General features: G+C 73.9%; 13 protein-coding genes. 6 read left to right on the top strand and 7 right to left on the bottom strand.

Annotated features, from left to right (window positions below):
• Together V6U77_RS12180 and V6U77_RS12175 are read left to right on the top strand one after the other, a co-directional pair.
• Window positions 1-3,020, top strand: a 3,020-nt coding sequence (locus tag V6U77_RS12180; RefSeq protein ID WP_334606389.1) for a non-ribosomal peptide synthetase, incomplete at its 5' end; no start/stop codon positions are given.
• 107 nt (window positions 3,021-3,127) lie between these two features.
• Window positions 3,128-6,838 carry a non-ribosomal peptide synthetase gene (locus tag V6U77_RS12175; RefSeq protein WP_334606388.1) on the top strand — a complete coding sequence of 1,237 codons (3,711 nt, stop codon included), beginning with the start codon at window positions 3,128-3,130 and terminating at the stop codon, window positions 6,836-6,838.
• A gap of 92 nt (window positions 6,839-6,930) precedes the next feature.
• Here the strand turns inward: V6U77_RS12175 and V6U77_RS12170 are convergent, their stop codons facing one another.
• The 4 genes from V6U77_RS12170 to V6U77_RS12155 all read right to left on the bottom strand — a co-directional run bounded on the left by V6U77_RS12170 (window position 6,931) and on the right by V6U77_RS12155 (window position 10,972).
• On the bottom strand, window positions 6,931-7,911 hold the full coding sequence (locus V6U77_RS12170) for a hypothetical protein (protein ID WP_334606387.1): 981 nt from the start codon (window positions 7,909-7,911) through the stop codon (window positions 6,931-6,933).
• A 34-nt stretch (window positions 7,912-7,945) separates the two neighbouring features.
• Window positions 7,946-8,614: an HAD-IA family hydrolase gene (locus V6U77_RS12165; RefSeq protein ID WP_442934420.1), complete on the bottom strand. Its 669-nt coding sequence runs from the start codon at window positions 8,612-8,614 to the stop codon at window positions 7,946-7,948.
• 64 nt (window positions 8,615-8,678) lie between these two features.
• Entirely contained in the window at window positions 8,679-9,812 is a 1,134-nt protein-coding gene (locus tag V6U77_RS12160; protein ID WP_334606385.1) for a Gfo/Idh/MocA family protein, read from the bottom strand.
• Window positions 9,809-10,972 (bottom strand): DegT/DnrJ/EryC1/StrS family aminotransferase, encoded by a 1,164-nt coding sequence (locus V6U77_RS12155; protein ID WP_334606384.1) that lies wholly within the window; start codon window positions 10,970-10,972, stop codon window positions 9,809-9,811. The genes V6U77_RS12160 and V6U77_RS12155 overlap by 4 nt, the downstream gene beginning before the upstream one ends.
• Before the next feature lie 337 nt (window positions 10,973-11,309).
• Between V6U77_RS12155 and V6U77_RS12150 the strand changes: the two genes are divergently transcribed.
• The 4 genes from V6U77_RS12150 (at window position 11,310) to V6U77_RS12135 (ending at window position 13,704) form a co-directional block, all read left to right on the top strand.
• Window positions 11,310-11,741 (top strand): type II 3-dehydroquinate dehydratase, encoded by a 432-nt coding sequence (locus V6U77_RS12150; RefSeq protein WP_334606383.1) that lies wholly within the window; start codon window positions 11,310-11,312, stop codon window positions 11,739-11,741.
• A gap of 91 nt (window positions 11,742-11,832) precedes the next feature.
• The gene (locus tag V6U77_RS12145; protein ID WP_334606382.1) at window positions 11,833-12,186 is read left to right on the top strand and encodes a DoxX family protein; all 354 of its coding nucleotides are present in this window, start codon (window positions 11,833-11,835) and stop codon (window positions 12,184-12,186) included.
• A gap of 9 nt (window positions 12,187-12,195) precedes the next feature.
• Window positions 12,196-13,128 (top strand): ROK family protein, encoded by a 933-nt coding sequence (locus V6U77_RS12140; protein ID WP_334606381.1) that lies wholly within the window; start codon window positions 12,196-12,198, stop codon window positions 13,126-13,128.
• A 15-nt stretch (window positions 13,129-13,143) separates the two neighbouring features.
• On the top strand, window positions 13,144-13,704 hold the full coding sequence (locus tag V6U77_RS12135; RefSeq protein ID WP_334606380.1) for an NADPH-dependent FMN reductase: 561 nt from the start codon (window positions 13,144-13,146) through the stop codon (window positions 13,702-13,704).
• Window positions 13,705-13,828: 124 nt separating this feature from the next.
• On the opposite strand, the gene V6U77_RS12130 is transcribed toward V6U77_RS12135, so the two are convergent.
• From V6U77_RS12130 to V6U77_RS12120, 3 genes are read right to left on the bottom strand one after another with little or no spacing between them, the layout of a single operon-like run.
• Window positions 13,829-15,334, bottom strand: coding sequence for an MFS transporter (locus V6U77_RS12130; RefSeq protein WP_334606379.1), 1,506 nt, complete (start codon window positions 15,332-15,334; stop codon window positions 13,829-13,831).
• A complete protein-coding gene (locus V6U77_RS12125; RefSeq protein WP_334606378.1) occupies window positions 15,331-17,160 on the bottom strand; it encodes an IucA/IucC family protein in 1,830 nt (609 codons plus the stop codon). The genes V6U77_RS12130 and V6U77_RS12125 overlap by 4 nt, the downstream gene beginning before the upstream one ends.
• Entirely contained in the window at window positions 17,157-17,723 is a 567-nt protein-coding gene (locus V6U77_RS12120) for a GNAT family N-acetyltransferase (protein WP_334606390.1), read from the bottom strand. Before V6U77_RS12120 ends, V6U77_RS12125 begins: the two co-directional genes overlap by 4 nt.
• Window position 17,724 lies beyond the last annotated feature (1 nt).

Raw genomic sequence — 17,724 nt, 5'->3', positions numbered from 1 at the left:
GGGCGCGGCGCACGCCGGAGGCGGTCGCGGGTGTCGCCGGCGGTGAGGTGCTGACGTACGCGGAACTGGACCGCCGCTCCGGGGCGCTGGCCGGGTACCTACGGTCGTCGGGCGTGCGCCCCGGCGACGTGGTGTCGCTGGCGTTGGACCGCAGCATGTGGACGTTGATCGCCACCCTCGGCGTGCTGCGGGCGGGTGCGGCGTACACGCCGATGGACGTGTCCTGGCCGGCCGAGCGGATGCGGATGCTGCTCGCCGACCACGGCGCCCGGATCGTGCTCACCGTCGGCGAGGTCGCCGCGCGCATCCCCCGGCCCGACGGCGTACGGGTGCTCGCCCTCGACGACGACTGGCCCGCCGTAGAGGCGACCGGGCCGGGCGACCTGCCGACCGTCGAGGCGTCCGCGCCGGCGTTCGTCATCTACACGTCGGGATCGACCGGTACGCCCAAGGGCGTCGTGTTGACCCACGACAAGCTGACGAACTTCGTCACCTGGATGCGCGACGAGTGCGCGGTCGGCCCGGACAGCCGGATGCTGCACTGCTGCGCCCCGGTCTTCGACGTCGCCCTCGGCGAGATCTACACCGCCCTGACCTCCGGCGCCCGCGTCGTCATCTGCTCCCGCGACGACCTGCTCGACGCCCGCCGCCTCACCGACCTGATCGCCAAGGAGCAGACCACCCACGCCTTCTGCCCACCCACCAACCTCGCCGCCATCGACCCCACCGACTGCCCCAGCCTGACCTGCGTCACCCTCGCCGGAGAACCCATCCCACCCCGCATGGCACAACGATGGATGACCGCCGGCGCCCGCCTGATCAACGCCTACGGCCCCGCCGAAGCCGCCGTCGCCTGCACCTGGTACGACGCCTCAGCAGGCTGGAACGGCCCATACGTACCCATCGGCTGGCCCATGCCCAACCGCCAGATCCGCGTCGTCGACCCCCACCTCAACCTCGTCCCCATGGGCGTACCCGGCGAAATCCTCATCACCGGCGCCGGAGTAGCCGACAGCTACCTCAACCGCCCCGAACTCACCACCCAACGCTTCGTCACCGACCCCTACGACGGCGGCACCGCCTACCGCACCGGCGACCTCGGACGCTGGAACAACACCGGCGCACTCGAAATCCTCGGCCGCATGGACCACCAGGTCAAAGTCAACGGCATCCGCATCGAACTCGGCGAAATCGAAGCCACCCTCGAACAACACCCCGACGTCGCCACCGCCATCGTCACCCGCCGCGAAGACCACGGCACCGCCCGCCTCGTCGCCTACGTCACCGGACGCGACGGCCGCACCCCCGTCACCGCACAGCTACGCGAGCACGCCACCGCCGTACTGCCCACCTACATGGTCCCCGCCGTCATGATGGTCCTCGACCGGTTCCCCGTCGGCGGCACCGGAAAGATCAACCGACGGGCGCTACCGGAACCGGGCTCGCAGCGCCCCGACCTCGACGTGGACTACGTCGCACCCGCTACCGACTCCGAACGTCTCGTCGCGGGGGTGTTCGCGACGGTGCTCGGGCTGGACCGGGTCGGCGCGCACGACGGCTTCTTCCACCTCGGCGGCACCTCCCTGCAGTCGGCGGCGGTGGCGGCGGGCATCGACGAGGCCGCCGACGTCGTCGTACCCGTCTCGCAGGTCCACCGCACCCCCACCCCGCGGGGGCTGGCCCAGTGGCTGGCCACCGCGCCCCGCCGCCCCAAGCCCGCACCGGAGGCGCCCGTCACCGGCCGCCCCGGCCCGTCGAAGCCCGTCCCGCTGACCCTGTCGGTCGCCAAGTGCGTCTGGCTGCCCTTCGAGCTGGTCTGCCCGACCACCTGGTGGATCGAGGGAGAGCTGGACCTGCGCGCGCTGATGGCGGCGCTCGGCGACGTGCACCGCCGCCACGAGGCCCTGCACGCCCGCTACCGCCGCGTCGAGCCGCCGGTGGCGCTCGTCCCGCCGAACCCGGGCATGCCGCAGCTGCGACTGCTCACCGACGCCAACAGCGAGCAGGAAGCCCTCGACCAGCTCGCCGAGGCCGTGCAGCAGCCGCTGGACTACACCCAGGGCCGCAACTGGCGGGCCGCCCTGATCCGGGAGAAGTCCACCGGGCGGGTCCTGTTCGGCGTGGGCATCCACCACATCGCCTTCGACGGCTGGTCCCACGCGCTGCTGGTGCGCGACCTCAGCCACGCCTACGCCGCCCGGCTGTCCGGCGCGGCCCCCGTCTGGGCGCGGCCCGCGCCGACGCTGCGCCAGTCGTACGAGGAGTACACCCGGCTGCGCGACGCCGCCGACCTCGAGGCGCAGCGGACCTACTGGCGTGAGCAACTGCGCGGCCTGCCCCGCCAGGGCCGGGGCGCACCTCAGGCGCCCCTGGAGCAGGCGCTGGCCTGGGGCCCCAAGGCCGGGCACATCGTCACCGTCACCCCCGAGGTCATGCAGCGCTGGGACCGGGCCGCCCGGGAACGACGGTTCAGCCGCTCCAGCTACTTCGTCGCCGCGTACGCCTCCGCGCTGCGCGCCATCCACCAACAGGACGACATCGGCCTGCTGATGATCGTGGCCCGGCGCGGCAGCCGCATCCTCGACTCCGCCTTCACCACCCGGATCAACTCGAACTGCGTCCGGGTCCGGTTCCGCCCGGAGACGGACCTGCTCCGGCACGTCCAGCAGACCGTCGACGAGCTGATGGCCGCCCAGGACATCCCCTTCTCGGAGACCGCCGCCGACCCGGCCGTCGGCCTCCCCGGCGACGTGGTCGCCAGCATCCCCGGCTTCGCCTACCAGGACAACGTGGTCCTTCCGCTGGAACTGCCCGGCTGCCGCACCGAGGAGGTCGTCGAGCCGTACGCGCGGGAGGTGATGAGCGGGCTGACGGTCGAGGCCATCCCCCGGGACACCGACGCCCTGCTGCGCATCACCATCCGCACCGACCTGATCCCGTTCACCCTCGCCGAGGAGCTGGGCGCACACATGCTGCGCTTCCTCGAAGCGGGGCCCGCTCCGGTCGTCACCACCGACTGAACCTTCACCCCGTACTCCCCATGCCGTGGGCGCGCCCACCAGTTCCCGGATTTCGTGACCCGGCCGTACTCCTGCGGGTGGCGCCGGTCCTGATCGGAGGTTGACCCATGTCCGTCGGGTTCGTCGGTGGTCGGGCCCCGACCGCGGGTGTCGCCGGGGCCGGTACCGACTTCGAGGCCCTCGACCTGACGGCTGACCTGCGGCGGCCGCTGGTGTGGCCGGCCCGGGCGGCGTCGCAACTGCGGATGCTGGAGCTGCCCGGCCCGGCGGGCCCGGGGCCGGCCGGGCTGATGGTGCTGGCGGGCCTCGTCGGGGTGCTGGCCCGGTACACCGGCCAGGAGGAGGTGGTCCTCGGCCTGTCCTCGGGTGCAGCGGCGGTGCGGGTCGCTGTGGCGGACGATCCGGCGTTCGGTGAGCTGGTGAGCCGGGTGGCCGCGGCGTGGGCCGCGCCGGTGGCGATCACGGGTGTGGCGGGTCCGGTGGCGGTGGGCCTGGTGGACGCCCCGGTGGCCGAGGCGGGACCGGAGACGGTGGACGTCGACCTCGTGGTGAGTGTCGCGGCGGACGGGTCGGCGGTGCGGGTGGACCACGCGGCGGAGGGCTTCTCCGCGGACTGGGTGCGGGGCCTGCTGGAGCAGACCGAGACGCTGGTGTCGGCCGGCCTGCGGGAACCCGGGGTCCCGTTGTCCGGGCTGCCGTTGTTGGGCACGGCCGAGCGGGAGCGGCTGCTCGCGTGGGGGCGGGGCCCGGTCCGTCCGGTGCCGGACGAGCCGCTGCACGAACTGGTGTTGCGGTGGGCACGCCGGACGCCGGACGCGGTCGCGGGTGTCGCCGAGGGCGAGGTCGTCACGTACGCGGAACTGGACCGCCGCTCCGGGGCGCTGGCGGCATACCTGCGCTCAGCCGGTGTCGGCGTCGGGGACGTGGTGTCGCTGGCCCTGGACCGCAGCATGTGGACGTTGATCGCCACCCTCGGCGTCCTGCGGGCGGGTGCGGCCTACACGCCGATGGACGTGTCCTGGCCGGCGGAGCGGATGCGGATGCTGCTCGCCGACCACGGCGCCCGGATCGTGCTCACCGTCGGCGCGGTGGCGCCCCGGGTTCCGAGCGGCGACGGCGTGTCCGTGGTGGCGCTGGACGACGACTGGCCGGTGGTACGGGACTGTGAACCGGTGGATCTGCCGGTGGTGCCGGCCGACGCGCCGGCGTTCGTGATCTACACGTCGGGATCGACCGGTACGCCGAAGGGCGTCGTGCTGACCCACGACAAGCTGACGACCTTCGTCACCTGGATGCGCGACGAGTGCGCGGTCGGCCCGGACAGCCGGATGCTGCACTGCTGCGCCCCGGTCTTCGACGTCGCCCTGGGCGAGATCTACACCGCGCTGACCTCCGGCGCCCGCGTCGTCGTCTGCTCCCGTGACGACCTGCTCGACGCCCGCCGGTTGACGGAGCTGATCGCGAAGGAGGAGACCACCCACGCGTTCTGCCCGCCCACCAACCTCGCCGCCGTGGACCCGGCCGACTGCCCGAGCATGTCGTGCGTGACCCTCGCCGGGGAACCCGTCCCGCCCCGCATGGCCCGACGGTGGATGGCCGCCGGCGCCCGCCTGATCAACGCGTACGGGCCCGCCGAGGCATCCGTGGCGTGCACGTGGTTCGACGCGTCGGAGGGCTGGGGCGGCGCGTACGTGCCGATCGGCCGGCCCATGCCCAACCGCCAGATCCGCGTCGTCGACGCCAACCTCGGCCTCGTCCCCATGGGTGTCCCCGGCGAAATCCTCATCACCGGTGCCGGGGTCGCCGACAGCTACCTCAACCGACCCGACCTGACCGCCCAACGGTTCGTCACCGACCCGTACGGCGGCGGCGTCGCCTACCGCACCGGCGACCTCGGCCGATGGAACGCCACCGGAGCACTCGAGATCCTCGGCCGGATGGACCACCAGGTCAAGGTCAACGGCATCCGCATCGAACTCGGCGAGATAGAGGCCGTCCTCGAACAGCATCCGGACGTCGGCACGGCCGTGGTCGTCCGCCGCGAGGACCGGGGCGTCGCCCGCCTGGTCGGCTACGTGACCGGCCGCGACGGCCGGAGCCCGGCCGTGACCGCGCTGCGGGAGCACGCCGCGGGCGTGCTGCCCCCGTACATGGTCCCCGCCGTGATCATGGTCCTCGACCGGTTCCCCGTCGGCGGCACCGGGAAGATCGACAGAAGGGCGCTACCGGAACCGGGCTCGCAGCGCCCGGACCTCGGCGTGGACTACGTCGAAGCCGCGACGGACGAGGAACGTCTCGTGGCCGGAGTGTTCGCGACCGTCCTCGGTATCGACCGGGTCGGCACGCGGGACAGCTTCTTCGCCCTCGGCGGCACCTCCCTGCAGTCCGCCGCCGTCGCCGCCGCCGTCGACGAGGCCGCCGACGTCGTCGTACCCGTCTCGCAGATCCACCGCACGCCCACACCGCACGGCCTGGCGCACTGGCTCACCACCGCGCCCCGCCGCCCCACGGCCGAACCGGAACCGCCCGTCAGCGGCCGCCCCGGCCCGACCGGGCCCGTTCCGCTGACCCTGTCGGTCGGCAAGTTCGTCTGGCTCCCCTTCGACCTGGTCTGCCCGGCCACCTGGTGGATCGAGGGCGAACCGGACCTCCGCGCGCTGATGGCGGCGCTCGGCGACGTGCACCGGCGGCACGAGGCGTTGTACGCCCGCTACCGGCGGGTGGACCCGCCCGTGGCCGTCGTCCCGCCGAACCCGGGCATGCCCCCGCTCCGGCTGCTCACCGACGCCACGAGCGAACAGGAGGCGCTCGACCAGCTCGCCGAGGCGGTGCAGCAGCCGCTGGACTACACCCAGGGCCGCAACTGGCGGGCCGCGCTCGTCCGCGAGAGATCGACCGGGCGGATCCTCTTCGGCGTCGGCATCCACCACATCGCCTTCGACGGGTGGTCGCACGGGCTGCTCGTCCGGGACCTCAGCCGCGCCTACGCCGCCCGCCTGGCCGGCCGGGCACCCGCGTGGGACCGCCCCGCACCCACGCTGCGCCAGTTCCACGACGAGCACACCCGCCTGCGGACCGCCACCGACCTCGACGCGCAGCGGGACTACTGGCGCGAGCAGTTGCGGGGACTCGCCCGCCAGGGCGAGGGCCGGCCCCAGTCGCTGTTGGAGCAGACCCCGACCTGGGGCCCCAGGACCGGGCACACCGTCGCCGTCCCTCCCGAGGTGCTGGACCGCTGGGACCGGGCCACCCGGGAACACCGGTTCAGCCGCTCCACCTACTTCGCCGCCGCCTACGCCTCCGCGCTGCGCGCCATCCACCAGCAGGACGACATCGCCCTGCTGATGATCGTCGCCCAGCGCGGCAGCCGGATCCTCGACTCCACCTTCACGAGCAGGATCACCTCCAACTGCCTCCGGGTCCGGTTCGACGGGCCGGAGAAGAACCTGATCCGCGCGGTCCAGCGCACCGCGGACGGGCTGATGGCCGCCCAGGACGTTGCCTTCGTGGAGATGACCACCGACCCGATCCTCGGCATGTCCCGCGAGGTGGCGAACAGCCTGCCCTCCTTCGCCTACCAGGACAACCTCGTCCCTCCGCTGGCGCTGCCCGGCTGCCGGACCGAGGAGGTCGTCGAGCCGTACGCCCGGGAGTGGTCGGGTTCCTGCCTCGCCGAGGTGCTTCCCGGTGCCACGGGCGCCCTCCTGCGCCTCACCATCCGCACCGATCTGGTCCCGCCCCCCGTCGCCGAGATGCTGGCCACCGCCATGCTGCGCTTCCTGGAAGCCGGCCCCGAGGCCGCCGACGGGCTGCGCTGAGAGGTCCCACAGACGCCGCGACCGGCCTGCCACCGGAGTCACCCGGGCCGCGTTCGCGGAGCAACGACGCGCTGCTGGAGCTGGCCCGGGGGTCAGCGCCGGAAGCGTTGCCTCAGGTACTCGTGGATCGGCGCCAGGTCCTCGGCGGTGAACACGGTGGTGGCATGGTTCTCCCGCTCGCCGTAGCGGTCGACGCTGTAGCGCAGCGGCTCGTGGTGACGCCGGATGACGTACCGCACGTCCACGCCGAACGCCACCGACTCGCGGGTGCTCACGAACTGCCGCAGCGGATGGCCGCCGCGCTCCGCCAGTTCCACGAGTTCCGTGGTGACCAGGGACAGGTCGGGCCCCTCCGCGAGGATCCGCAGCGGCGGGCCCGGACACTCGGTGCGGTACGCCCGGGTGATCGCCGCGAGGTCGAGGGCACGCAGCGCGGAGAGGTCCTCCTCGCCGGCCCAGCCGGCCCGGAACCCCACGCGCGGCCAGCCCTGCGGGCGTGGGGCGTCACGGTTGCCGACCTCGGTCAGCAGGACCCGGGTGACGTCGGCGAGGTCGTCGGCGGCGTGCACCGGATCGCCGAGCTTGGCCACCCCGTGGTCGCGCAGGTGCAGCTCGAACCGGCCGTCGCGTTCGGCGATCCGGTACGACATCCGCTCGCCGGTGGCGACGAAGGGGTTGCCGTACAACGTCGCCGGCGGCCACCAGCCGCACTCGCGCAGCCAGTCGACCGCGACGGGATCGAGTTCGTCGGCGGTGACCGCCCGGACGCTGCCGGGCGGGTCGAGCCTGCTGACGATGGCCCACAGCTCCTCGCAGGCGGCCTGCTCGCTGTCGAAGACGACCGGCTCCGGGCCGTGCGTGTCGGGGGGAAAGCGGGCGGGGCGGTGCAGGTCCCGGACGGTGACGATGTACCGACCGTCCTCGATCAGCAGGTTCCACGCGCCGTAGCACATCGACATCGACCTGCCCACTGCGCGGCCCTGGCCGCGCAGGGTGTCGTAGTGGCCCGCGTACGCCTGGAACGGGTCGTGGCCGGCAGCGCGCAGGCGCTGCTGAAGCTGCAGAAAGTTCACCCGATCATGGTGCACCCCGCGGCCGGGGCGCGGGTCAGTGCACGAGGGCCGCGGGGCAGTGCGCGAGGAGCTCGGTCGGGGCGTGCACGACGAGGTCGGGACCGGCGGCGAGCAGCGCCGCCACGTCACCGCCGTGCCAGGTGGTGGCGACGGCCGTCGCACCGGCGTCCCGGCCGCTGAGCAGGTCGATGACCGCGTCGCCCACCATCATGGCCTGGTGCGGCGACACGTCGAGGTGGCCCAGCGCCTGCAGCACGATGTCCGGGGCGGGCTTCGGACGGGCGACCTCGTCGGAGCCGATCACCTGACCGAAGAGGCCCAGCACGCCGAGCTGGTCGAGCAGCGAACGGGCCCGGGGGCCGGCCTTGCCGGTGGCGATCGCCATCCGGATCCCCCGCGCGTGCAGCGTCTCCAGGGTCTCCCGGACGCCGGGGAAGAGCGGCACCAGGTGCGCCATCCGGTAGCTCTCCCGGACGAACGGCTCCTCCATCTCCAGCGGCAGTCCCATCAGGCGCATGATGTCCGGGAAGTACCGGCCCATGTGCCGGTTGTACTCCTCGAACGGCGCCGGTCCGTCGCCCACCACCTCCGCGTACGCGATGCTGAACGCCTCGCGCATGACGGCCGAGCTGTCGACGATGACGCCGTCGAGGTCGAACACGACCGCGCGGATCGGGCCGCGCTCCGGCGACCGCGGGGTCATCTCGACGGTGGGCGAAGGATGGCTCATGGCTGCTCCCGGAAGACGGTGGGGCCGACGGTGGTTCTCACCGGTCGCGATGGCCCGCCAACGCGTGCTGCCGCTCCGGCCGGGTGGGCCGGGCGGACTGGTAGATCCGTTCGATGATGTCGATGGTCCGGCGCGCCTCGGCGACGGCCGCGCCCCGACCGGTCGGGTCGGCGAGCAGCCCCGGCAGGGCGTCGAGCTGGTGGTCGTACTCGGCGCCGATCGGCTCCTCGGGCAGCGGCAACCGGACGGTCTCGCCGTCGCGGGTACGCGTCAGCACCGGCGTCGGCTCGCGGTTGGGGCTGAAGCCGAACGTGCAACGCAGCGTCGCCGACCCGGCGGCGCCGTGCACGGTGACGGTGGTGCGGTCCAGCGACTCGTGCGAGGCCCAGCAGGCGTGCAGGGCGACCGAGGCCCCCTCGGCGGTGACCAGGAAGCCCCGCGCGGTGTCCTCGACGTCCCCACGGGCACCGCCACGGGCGCCGGCGTCGCTGCGCCAGGCGGCGTGGGCGGCGCTGTCGTTGACGAAGTCGTCGGAGACGCTGCCGATGGCGTGGGTGACCAGGCTCGGGCCGAGCATCGGCAGCACCGTGTCGAGCAGGTGCCAGCCGAGGTCCACCAGCGCGCCCCCGCCGGAGAGGTCGCGGCGGGTGAACCAACCACCCGCGTCGGGCACCCCCCGGGCACGGACCCAGGCCACGTCGACGTGTCGGATCGGGCCCAGCTCGTCGGCCACGGCGGCCAGCGCCCGGATGTCGGCCCGGTAGCGGGCGGCGCTGCCGGCCAGCAGCACCGCGCCACCGTCGCGTTCGGCGTCGGCCAGCAGGGTCGCCTCGGCGGAGGTCAGGCAGACCGGCTTCTCCAGGAACACCGGTACGCCCCGGCGCAGCAGCCGGACGGCGACGGCGGCGTGCAGGTGGTTCGGCACGGCGACAACCGCCAGGTCCACCGCCCCGGCCGGCAGGTCGTCGACGTCGGCGTACGCGGACGGGACGTGGTGCGCCTCGCGGGCCCGGTCGCGTACGCCGGACTCCGGGTCGACCACGGCGGTCACCTCGAAGCCCGGGTGCGCGGCGAGCCGGGGCAGCCAGATCTCCCGCCCGGCCCACCCGAGGCCGACCACCGCGACCCGCACCGCTCGGGCGGGCGCGACGGCCGGGGGCAGGGCGGTCATCCGGCGAGGACGTCGGCGAGCACGGCGGCGATGTCGTGCATCTGCTGCTCCGTGCCGAGCAGGGTGCGGTGGTGCAGCCAGATGCAGTCGGAGTGGATCTGCTCGACGTTGGGGCAGCGGGCGGCGATCGCCTCGACCGACTCGTCGGGGGCGCCGGCCTTCCAGAAGCCCTCGCACCGGTAGATCGCCCGGAACGCCACGAACGCCGGGACGCCCCGGGCGATGAGCGCGTCCACCACGGCGCGGCGGCGCTCGATGGTGATGCCGGGAACCCGGAACATCGCCATGTAGTGCGGGTTGCGGTCGGTACGCGGGTCGGTGGTCTGCGGTACCACGCCGGGGATCTCGGCGAGCAGGCTCGACAGCAGCGGCCAGCGCTGCTCGCGCAGCGCGATCTGCCCGTCCAGGCGGGACAGCTGGGCACGCAGCACGGCGGCGGTGAACTCGCCCATCCGGTAGTTCGAGCCGGTGGTGCCGTGCAGGTAGTCCCGGTCGGTGCGGGGCCGGCCGCAGCTGTGCACGAGGAACGCCCGCTCGCGCAGCTCCTCGTCGGGGAAGACGACCGCCCCGCCCTCGCCGGCGGTCATCAGCTTGCCGTTCTGGAAGCTGAACGCGGCCACGGAGCCGAGCGCGCCGGCCCGCTTGCCCTGCCACTGCGCGCCGTGGGCATGCGCCGCGTCCTGCAGCACCGCCACCCCGGCGTCGGCGGCGAGCTTGTCCAGCGCGTCCATGTCGGCGAACTGGCCGGCCATGTGCACCGGCATGACGACCTTGGTACGAGGCGTGATCGCGGCCTCGACGGCGGCCGGGTCGACGCAGTAGGTGTCCAGGTCGACGTCGACCGGCACGGCGACCGCGCCGAGGCGCTGGGCGGCCAGCGAGGACGAGATGAACGTGAACGCCGGGACGATCACCTCGGTGCCCGGTCCGACGCCGAGCACCTCCAGGGCGACCTCCAGGGCGTGGGTGCCGTTCGTGACGGCCAGCGCGTGGGGCGTGCCGTGGTAGTCACCGAACTCCCGCTCGAAGGAGTCGACCTCGCTGCCGCCCATCCGCCACCACTGCCCCTGTTCCAGGGCGCGGATCAGTCCGGTCCGCTCCTCGTCGCCGAACTGCGGCCACTCGGGGAACTCCGACACCGTCGAGGGCTGACCACTCATGACTTCCCACTTCCCAACTCGGGCAGACCAGGGGCTTCGCCGGACCATCGGGCGGGACGACCCGGGACCGCCGGTGCGCGGTCGCGGGCACACCGGGGCGCCGGATGGCCGGTTCGAGGTAGGTGACGCTTCCGTTGGAGCCGGCGGCGTCGCTTCAGCAGGGAGGACGGTAACCGACACGGACGCACGGTCACCGCCCCTAACAGCCCCTAGCCACCCCTTAGTCCGCCCGTGCGTCGGCCGTCGCCGGTTCGCCCGACGCCGAGGGCGTAGTAAGACTGCGGTGGACCAGTCATCGGGCCTTGTCGGGACAGGGCCGTGCCCCGCGAGGTGAAGCGTGTCGGACGTGCTGCTGCTGAACGGCCCGAACCTGGGCATCCTCGGCCGGCGGGAACCGGAGATCTACGGCACCGACACCCTGGAGGACATCGAACGCGCGGTCGGCGAGGAGGTCGCCGCCCGGGGCTGGACGGTGGTGGCCGAGCAGCACGACTGCGAGGGCGCCCTGATCCGCGCGATCCAGAACAGCTACGACACGGTGGGCGCCATCGTCAATCCCGGCGCGCTGATGATCGCGGGCTGGAGCCTGCGCGACGCGCTGGCCAACTATCCCCGGCCCTTCGTCGAGGTGCACCTGTCCAACGTCTGGGCCCGGGAGAGCTTCCGACACGACTCGGTGATCGCCCCGCTGGCCAGCGGCGTCATCGTCGGGCTCGGGTCGCTGGGCTACCGACTGGCCGCCCGCGCCCTCGTCGCGACCGTCCGGTGACGACCGGACACCCCGCCGTCCGGTGCCGTCGGCGCCGACCCGGCAGCGGTACGGTCGTCCGCACGTCCCGACTCTCCCCCAAGGACCTCACGTGCACATTCCCGTCCTCGTCCTGACCCTCATCCTCGCCGCGGTGTTCCTCGGCACCGCCGTGCCGAAGCTCACCGGGCAGGCGCAGATGCGCGAGCGGATGGACCACCTCGGTGTCCCACCCGGGCTGACGCGGCTGCTCGGGGTGCTGGAACTCGCCGCGGTCGCCGGGCTGCTGCTCGGCCTGCTCTGGCCGCCGCTGGGCATCGCGGCGGCGATCGGTCTGGCCCTGCAGATGGTGGGTGCGGTGGTCTACCACGCCCGCGCGAAGGACCCGGCCCCGATGACCCTGACGCCGGTCATCTTCGCCGTGGCCGCCCTCGCGCTCGTCTACCTGCACGTGCGGCAGGGCTGAGGCCACCGCGTGTCCGGTCCGCATCGACCCGCCGGTGTGCTGGGCGTCGACGTCGGCGGCACCAAGGTCGCGCTGCGCGCCGAGGCGCCCGGACGCCCGCCGTACGACCGGACGTTCCGCTGGCCGCACGGCGCGGACCCGGCGGCGGACCTGGCGGTTCTCTCCGCCGAGGTGGACCGGCTGCGCGACGGGTGGGGGCCGGTGGGCGCGGTCGGGGTGGCGATGCCCGCGACCACCGACGCGGCGGGCACCGTCACCACCTGGCCCGGGCGGCCCGGCTGGGCGGGGCTCGACCTCGCGGGCGCACTGCGGCGCCTCTTCCCCGACGCGGCGACCGCCGTCGCCGACGACGGTGACCTCGCGGCCCTGGCCGAGGCCCGCCGCGCCGACGCGGACGACGTGGTCTACCTCGGCGTCGGCACCGGGATCGGCGGCGGCGTGGTGCTGGCCGGGCGGTCGGTGCCCGGCCGGTCCTCCGCCGAGATCGGTCACATGGTCGTCGCCCTCGACGGCGAGCGTTGCGACTGCGGCCGGCGCGGTTGTCTGCAGTCGATCGCGTCCGGGCCCGCCACCCTGCGCCGGGCCGCCGTCGGCCGCGGCGGCGAGGTGAGCTTCGACGACCTGCGGGCGGGGCTCGACGAGCGACGGCCCTGGGCGGTGGCGGCCGTCGACGCGAGCTGCCGCGCGCTGGCGGCGGCCGTGGTCAGCCTCGGCGAACTGCTGGACCCGGCGGGGGCGAGGGGGGGCGGCGCCTCCGCCGCCCCCCTCCCCGGATTCGTGCCGCTCGCCGCCGAGCGGGCCCGCCGGGCCGGCCGGCCCGGACGGCCGGCGCCGCCGGTGCGGGCCGCCACCCTCGGCGCGTCCTCGTCCCTGCACGGCGCGGTGGAGCTGGCCCGCGACCTGACCGGCACGCCGGTCTGCCCGCCTTCCGTCCCCATCTGACAAAGGAGATCAGCCATGGTCAGGATCGGTGTCATCGTCGGCAGCACGCGGCCCGGGCGCAAGGCCGACGCCGTGGCCCGCTGGGTGACCGACGTCGCCGGCAGGCGGAGCGACGCCACGGCCGAGCTGGTCGACATCGCCGACTACGCCCTGCCGCACTTCGACGAGGTGCTGCCGCCGTCGATGGCGCCGTCGCGACGCCCCGCCGTACGCCGCTGGGCCTCGACCGTCGCCGGTTTCGACGGCTTCGTCTTCGTCACCCCGGAGTACAACCACTCCATCCCCGGCGCGCTGAAGGACGCCGTCGACTTCCTGTTCCAGGAGTGGCGGCACGCCTCCGCCGGTCTCGTCAGCTACGGCGTGCACGGCGGCACCCGGGCCGCCGAGCACCTACGGCTGGTGCTCGGTCAGGTCGGGGTCGCCGACGTCCGGTCCCAGGTCGCGCTCTCCCTCACGACCGACTTCGTCAACTACCGCGACTTCCGGCCGGCCGCGCACCACGAGCAGGCCCTCGGCACCATGCTCGACGAGGTGGTCGCCTGGGCCGGCGCGTTGCGGACGCTGCGCCGGGCCTGACGCCGACGCGCCACCACCGCCCGGCGCGGCCGGTCCGCGCGGAGGCCTCGGCGATCGGGCGGTGGTCGCCCGGCCCCACCCCCGGCCGGTCCGCGCGGAGGCGTCGGCGATCGTCGGCCCCGCGTCAGCCGATTCGCTCGGCCCGGCGCAGCAGCGCGGCGGCCACACAGCCACCCGCGAAGACGGCCACCGCGCCGACCGTCTGGCCGGTCTCCAGGGCGGAGCGGAACGCGTCGGAGACGAGCGCGCGCTCCGACTCCGTCCGCGCGGCGGCCAGCGCGGCGGGGAAGGACCCCGCGCCGGCCACGGCGGCGGGCAGCAGGGCGGCGAACCGGGCGTTGAGAATCGCGCCCAGCACGGCGATGCCGAGGCTGCTGCCGACCTCCGTCATGGTGCCGTCCACCCCGGCGCCGGCCCCGGCCTTCTCCGGCGGGATCGCGCTCATCACGGCCTCCACGATGGCCGGGTTGGCCACGGCGCAGCCGGCACCCATCACCAGCAGGCCCGACAGCAGCACGCCGTAGCCGTCCGTCGGGGCGTGGGTGATCAGGGCCAGACCGCCGGCGAGCAGCGTCATGCCGAGCGCGATCGACCACGCCAGTCCGAGCCGGCGGATCACCAGGGCGGCGACCCCGCCCACGTTCAGCAGGACGATGGAGAGCGCGAACGGCATCATCCGCAGCCCCGCCTCCCAGGCCGGGTAGCCGCGTACGAACTGCAGGTGCTGGGTCAGCAGGAACAGCGCGCCCGTGGCGCCGAAGGTGATCAGGACGACCCCGGAGACCGCGCCCACGAAGCGGGGGTTGCGGAAGAAGTGCATGTCCAGCATGGGGTCGGCGACCCGCCGCTCCCAGGCCACGAAGGCGGCGAGCAGGAGCACCCCGACGATCGCCGCGCCGAGCACCGGTACGGCGCCCCAGCCCTGCTCCGGCCCGGCGATGATCGCGTAGACGACCCCGGTCAGGCCGGCCGTGGAGAGCGCCACCCCGCCCAGGTCGAGGCGGCCGGGCGCCGGCTGGCGCGACTCCGGCACCAGCGCCCACGCCGCCACCAGGCAGACCAGCACGATCGGGACGTTGACCAGGAAGATCGCGCCCCACGGCAGGTGCGCGAGGACGAGCCCGCCGAACGGCGGCCCGGCCGCGAACCCCAGGGCGCTCGCCGCCGCCCAGAGGCCGATCGCCCGGGTCCGCTCGGCGCCGTCGAAGACCTGCATCGCCACCGCGAGGGTGGCGGTGACCAGCAGCGCGCCGCCGATGCCCATGCCGGCCCGGGCCGCGATCAGCTGGCCGCTGGACCCGGCGAGCCCCGCGGCCAGCGAGCCGAGCCCGAACAGCACGAGGCCGGCCAGCAGCATCCGGCGGCGGCCGTACCGGTCGGCGGCACTGCCCGCGGTGAGCAGCAGTCCGCACTGGACCAGCGCGTACGCGTTGATCATCCACTGCACGTCGGCGGTGGTGGCGGCCAGCTCGGTCGTCAGCACGGGGATCGCGACGGTCAGCACCGTGTTGTCGAGCACCACGGTGACCTGGGCGAGGCAGAGCACGGCGAGGATCAGCCACCGGCCGCGTACCCGGGCGTCCGCGCCGCCGGCCGGTGCCCCGGCGGCCCGCTCGATCGTGGTCGTCATCCGGCCGGGGCGAAGCGGGCGATGGGGTTGGCCAGGGTGCCCACCAGCTGCAACGCGGCCGACGGGTCGGCCAGGTCGACCATCTGCTGGTTGTTGCGCAGCTGGAGCCGGTTCAGGCAGGACAGGGCGAACTCCGGGGCGAACAGGTCGTAGCGCCGCAGCCGCTCGGCGAGGTGCGGGACGCTGTCGGCGTAGTCGGCGGCGCACTCGGCGACCGTCCGCCAGAAGGTCTCCTCGTCCAGGACGTCCTCGGTGACGAGGAGCGCGCTGAGGTAGCGCAGGAAGCCGTCGAAGACGTCGGTGAAGATGGACAGCAGCTTCATGTCCTCCGGCACCTCGGCCCTGATCCGTCGGACCTGCGGGGGCAGGTCGGCGTCCGGATCCATCACCACGATCTCCTCGGCGATGTCCTTGAAGATCGCCCGCTCGACCGTCGCGTCGTTCAGCACGAGGATGACGTTCTCGCCGTGCGGCATGAAGGCCAGGTCGTGGGCGTAGAAGCTGTGCAGCAGCGGGGTGAGGTAGGCGTCGAGGTAGCGGCGCAGCCAGGCCTGCGGCGGCTGTCCCGAGCGGGCGATCAGCGCGGCGGCGAACGAGCGGCCGTCGCGGTCGGTGTGCAGCAGCGACGCCATGGTGGCCAGCCGCCGGCCCGGCTCCAGGGTGGGCACCGGGCTCTCCCGCCACAGGGCGGCGAGCATCTTGCGGTACGGGGAGTACCGGTCGGTGGCCGCCTCGTACTCCAGGTGCCGGTACCCGACGGCGGCCCGCTCGCGGATGATCGTCAGTCCGGTGCCCCTGAGGACCTCGTCGCCGTCGATGAGGTCGGCGAGCCAGTCGTTGATGGCCGGGGTCGCCTCCATGTACGCGGCGGACAGTCCCCGCATGAAGCCCATGTTCAGCACGGACAGCGCCGTCTTCACGTAGTGCCGCGACGGGTCGGTGACGTTGAAGAAGGTGCGGATGGACTGCTGGGCGAGGTACTCGTCGGGGCCGGGTCCGAGGCAGACCAGCCGGCGCTGCGCCACCTCGGCGGCGAAGGTGACGGAGATCTTGTTCCACCACTGCCACGGGTGCACCGGGATGAGCAGGTAGTCGGCCGGGTCGAGGCCGAGCCCGGTCAGCGTGTCCGCGAAACCGGCGAGGGTGTCGTCGCCGAGCTCGGTGCGCAGCAGGGTGTCGTAGTCGAGGTCGGCGGCGCAGGTGAAGGTCGTCCGGTCGCGGTGGGCGGCCAGCCAGAGCAGCCGCAGCCGGTTGCCGGCCTCCGGGGCGTACGCGTGGTATTCGTGGATGCCGAAGCCGATGCGGCCGTTGTTCGCGACGAAGCCCGGGTGGCCCTCGGTCATCTGCGTCTCGATGTCCTGGAAGTCCGCGTCGACGAGGTCGGCCGCGCCGATCGCCGGCTTGCCGAGCTTGTACGCGGTGCTCGCCAGCGTGGAGCTGATCTCCTCCAGGTAGACGGGGAGGATCTGGTCGGTGAGGCCGAGCGCGCCGCGCAGATCGAGGAAGAACTCCAGGGCATCCAGCGGCAGTTCGGTGTCGCCCCGGTGGCGGGTGACGCTGTCGGCGTCGATGCGCCAGTGGTCGAGGGCCAGCAGGCTCGCGGTGAACCGGTAGACGGTCTCGCCGTCGTCGCCGCGCACCTGGTAGCGCCGCTCCCCGGCGGCCGCGCCGGCGGGCGAGGGCGCGCCGGCCGGCCCGGCGGGCACGGGCTGCGGGGCGAGGAGCCGCTCATGGGCGAACTCGGCCAGCGCCTTGCGGACCAGCAGCCGGTTGGCCTGGGCCCAGTTCGCGGGCGTCAGGTGGGCCACGGATGCGAGCGGGTTCACGCGGGCACGTCTCCTCGGGTTGCGGCGTGGAACTGGTCACGGGTGCAGACGCTGAGCAGCGCGTCCTTCTCGGGCTTGCGGATCGGGCCGACCACGGTGAAGCCGACGGCCGCGTTGAGCGCGTGCACCGCCGTGTTGCGCACGTCGGGCTCCACGACGACCCGCCGGGTGGCCGGGTCGGCGAAGAGCCACGCCATCACGGTGGTGATCACCGCCAGGGTGAAGCCGTGCACGGGCACCTCGGCGGGCGCGCAGAGGAAGTGCATCCCGACGTCGCCGTCGGCCGCGTCGTGCAGGCCGACGAGTTCGACGTGGGCGGGGTCGTACCGCTCGGCGAGGAAGGCCGGCCGGCCCTCGTGCAGGCCGAGGAACGCACCGTGGTGCGGGTGCGCGGCGATGCGCCGGTACTCCTCGGCGACCCGGGCCACGTCGGCGTCCTGCATGAGCCAGAACGCGGCCTTCGGGTGGGTCACCCAGCGGTGCAGCAGCGGCGCGTCGGCGTCCGGGTCGAGCGTACGCAGGGCGAACTCGCCGAGCCGGTCGTCGACGCGGCGGTGGACCACC

This window comes from Micromonospora sp. CPCC 205546, assembly GCF_036902715.1.
Taxonomy (GTDB): Bacteria; Actinomycetota; Actinomycetes; order Mycobacteriales; family Micromonosporaceae; genus Micromonospora.
Note: the sequence above shows the minus strand (reverse complement) of the source record. Positions and strands in the feature narration are given on the sequence as shown.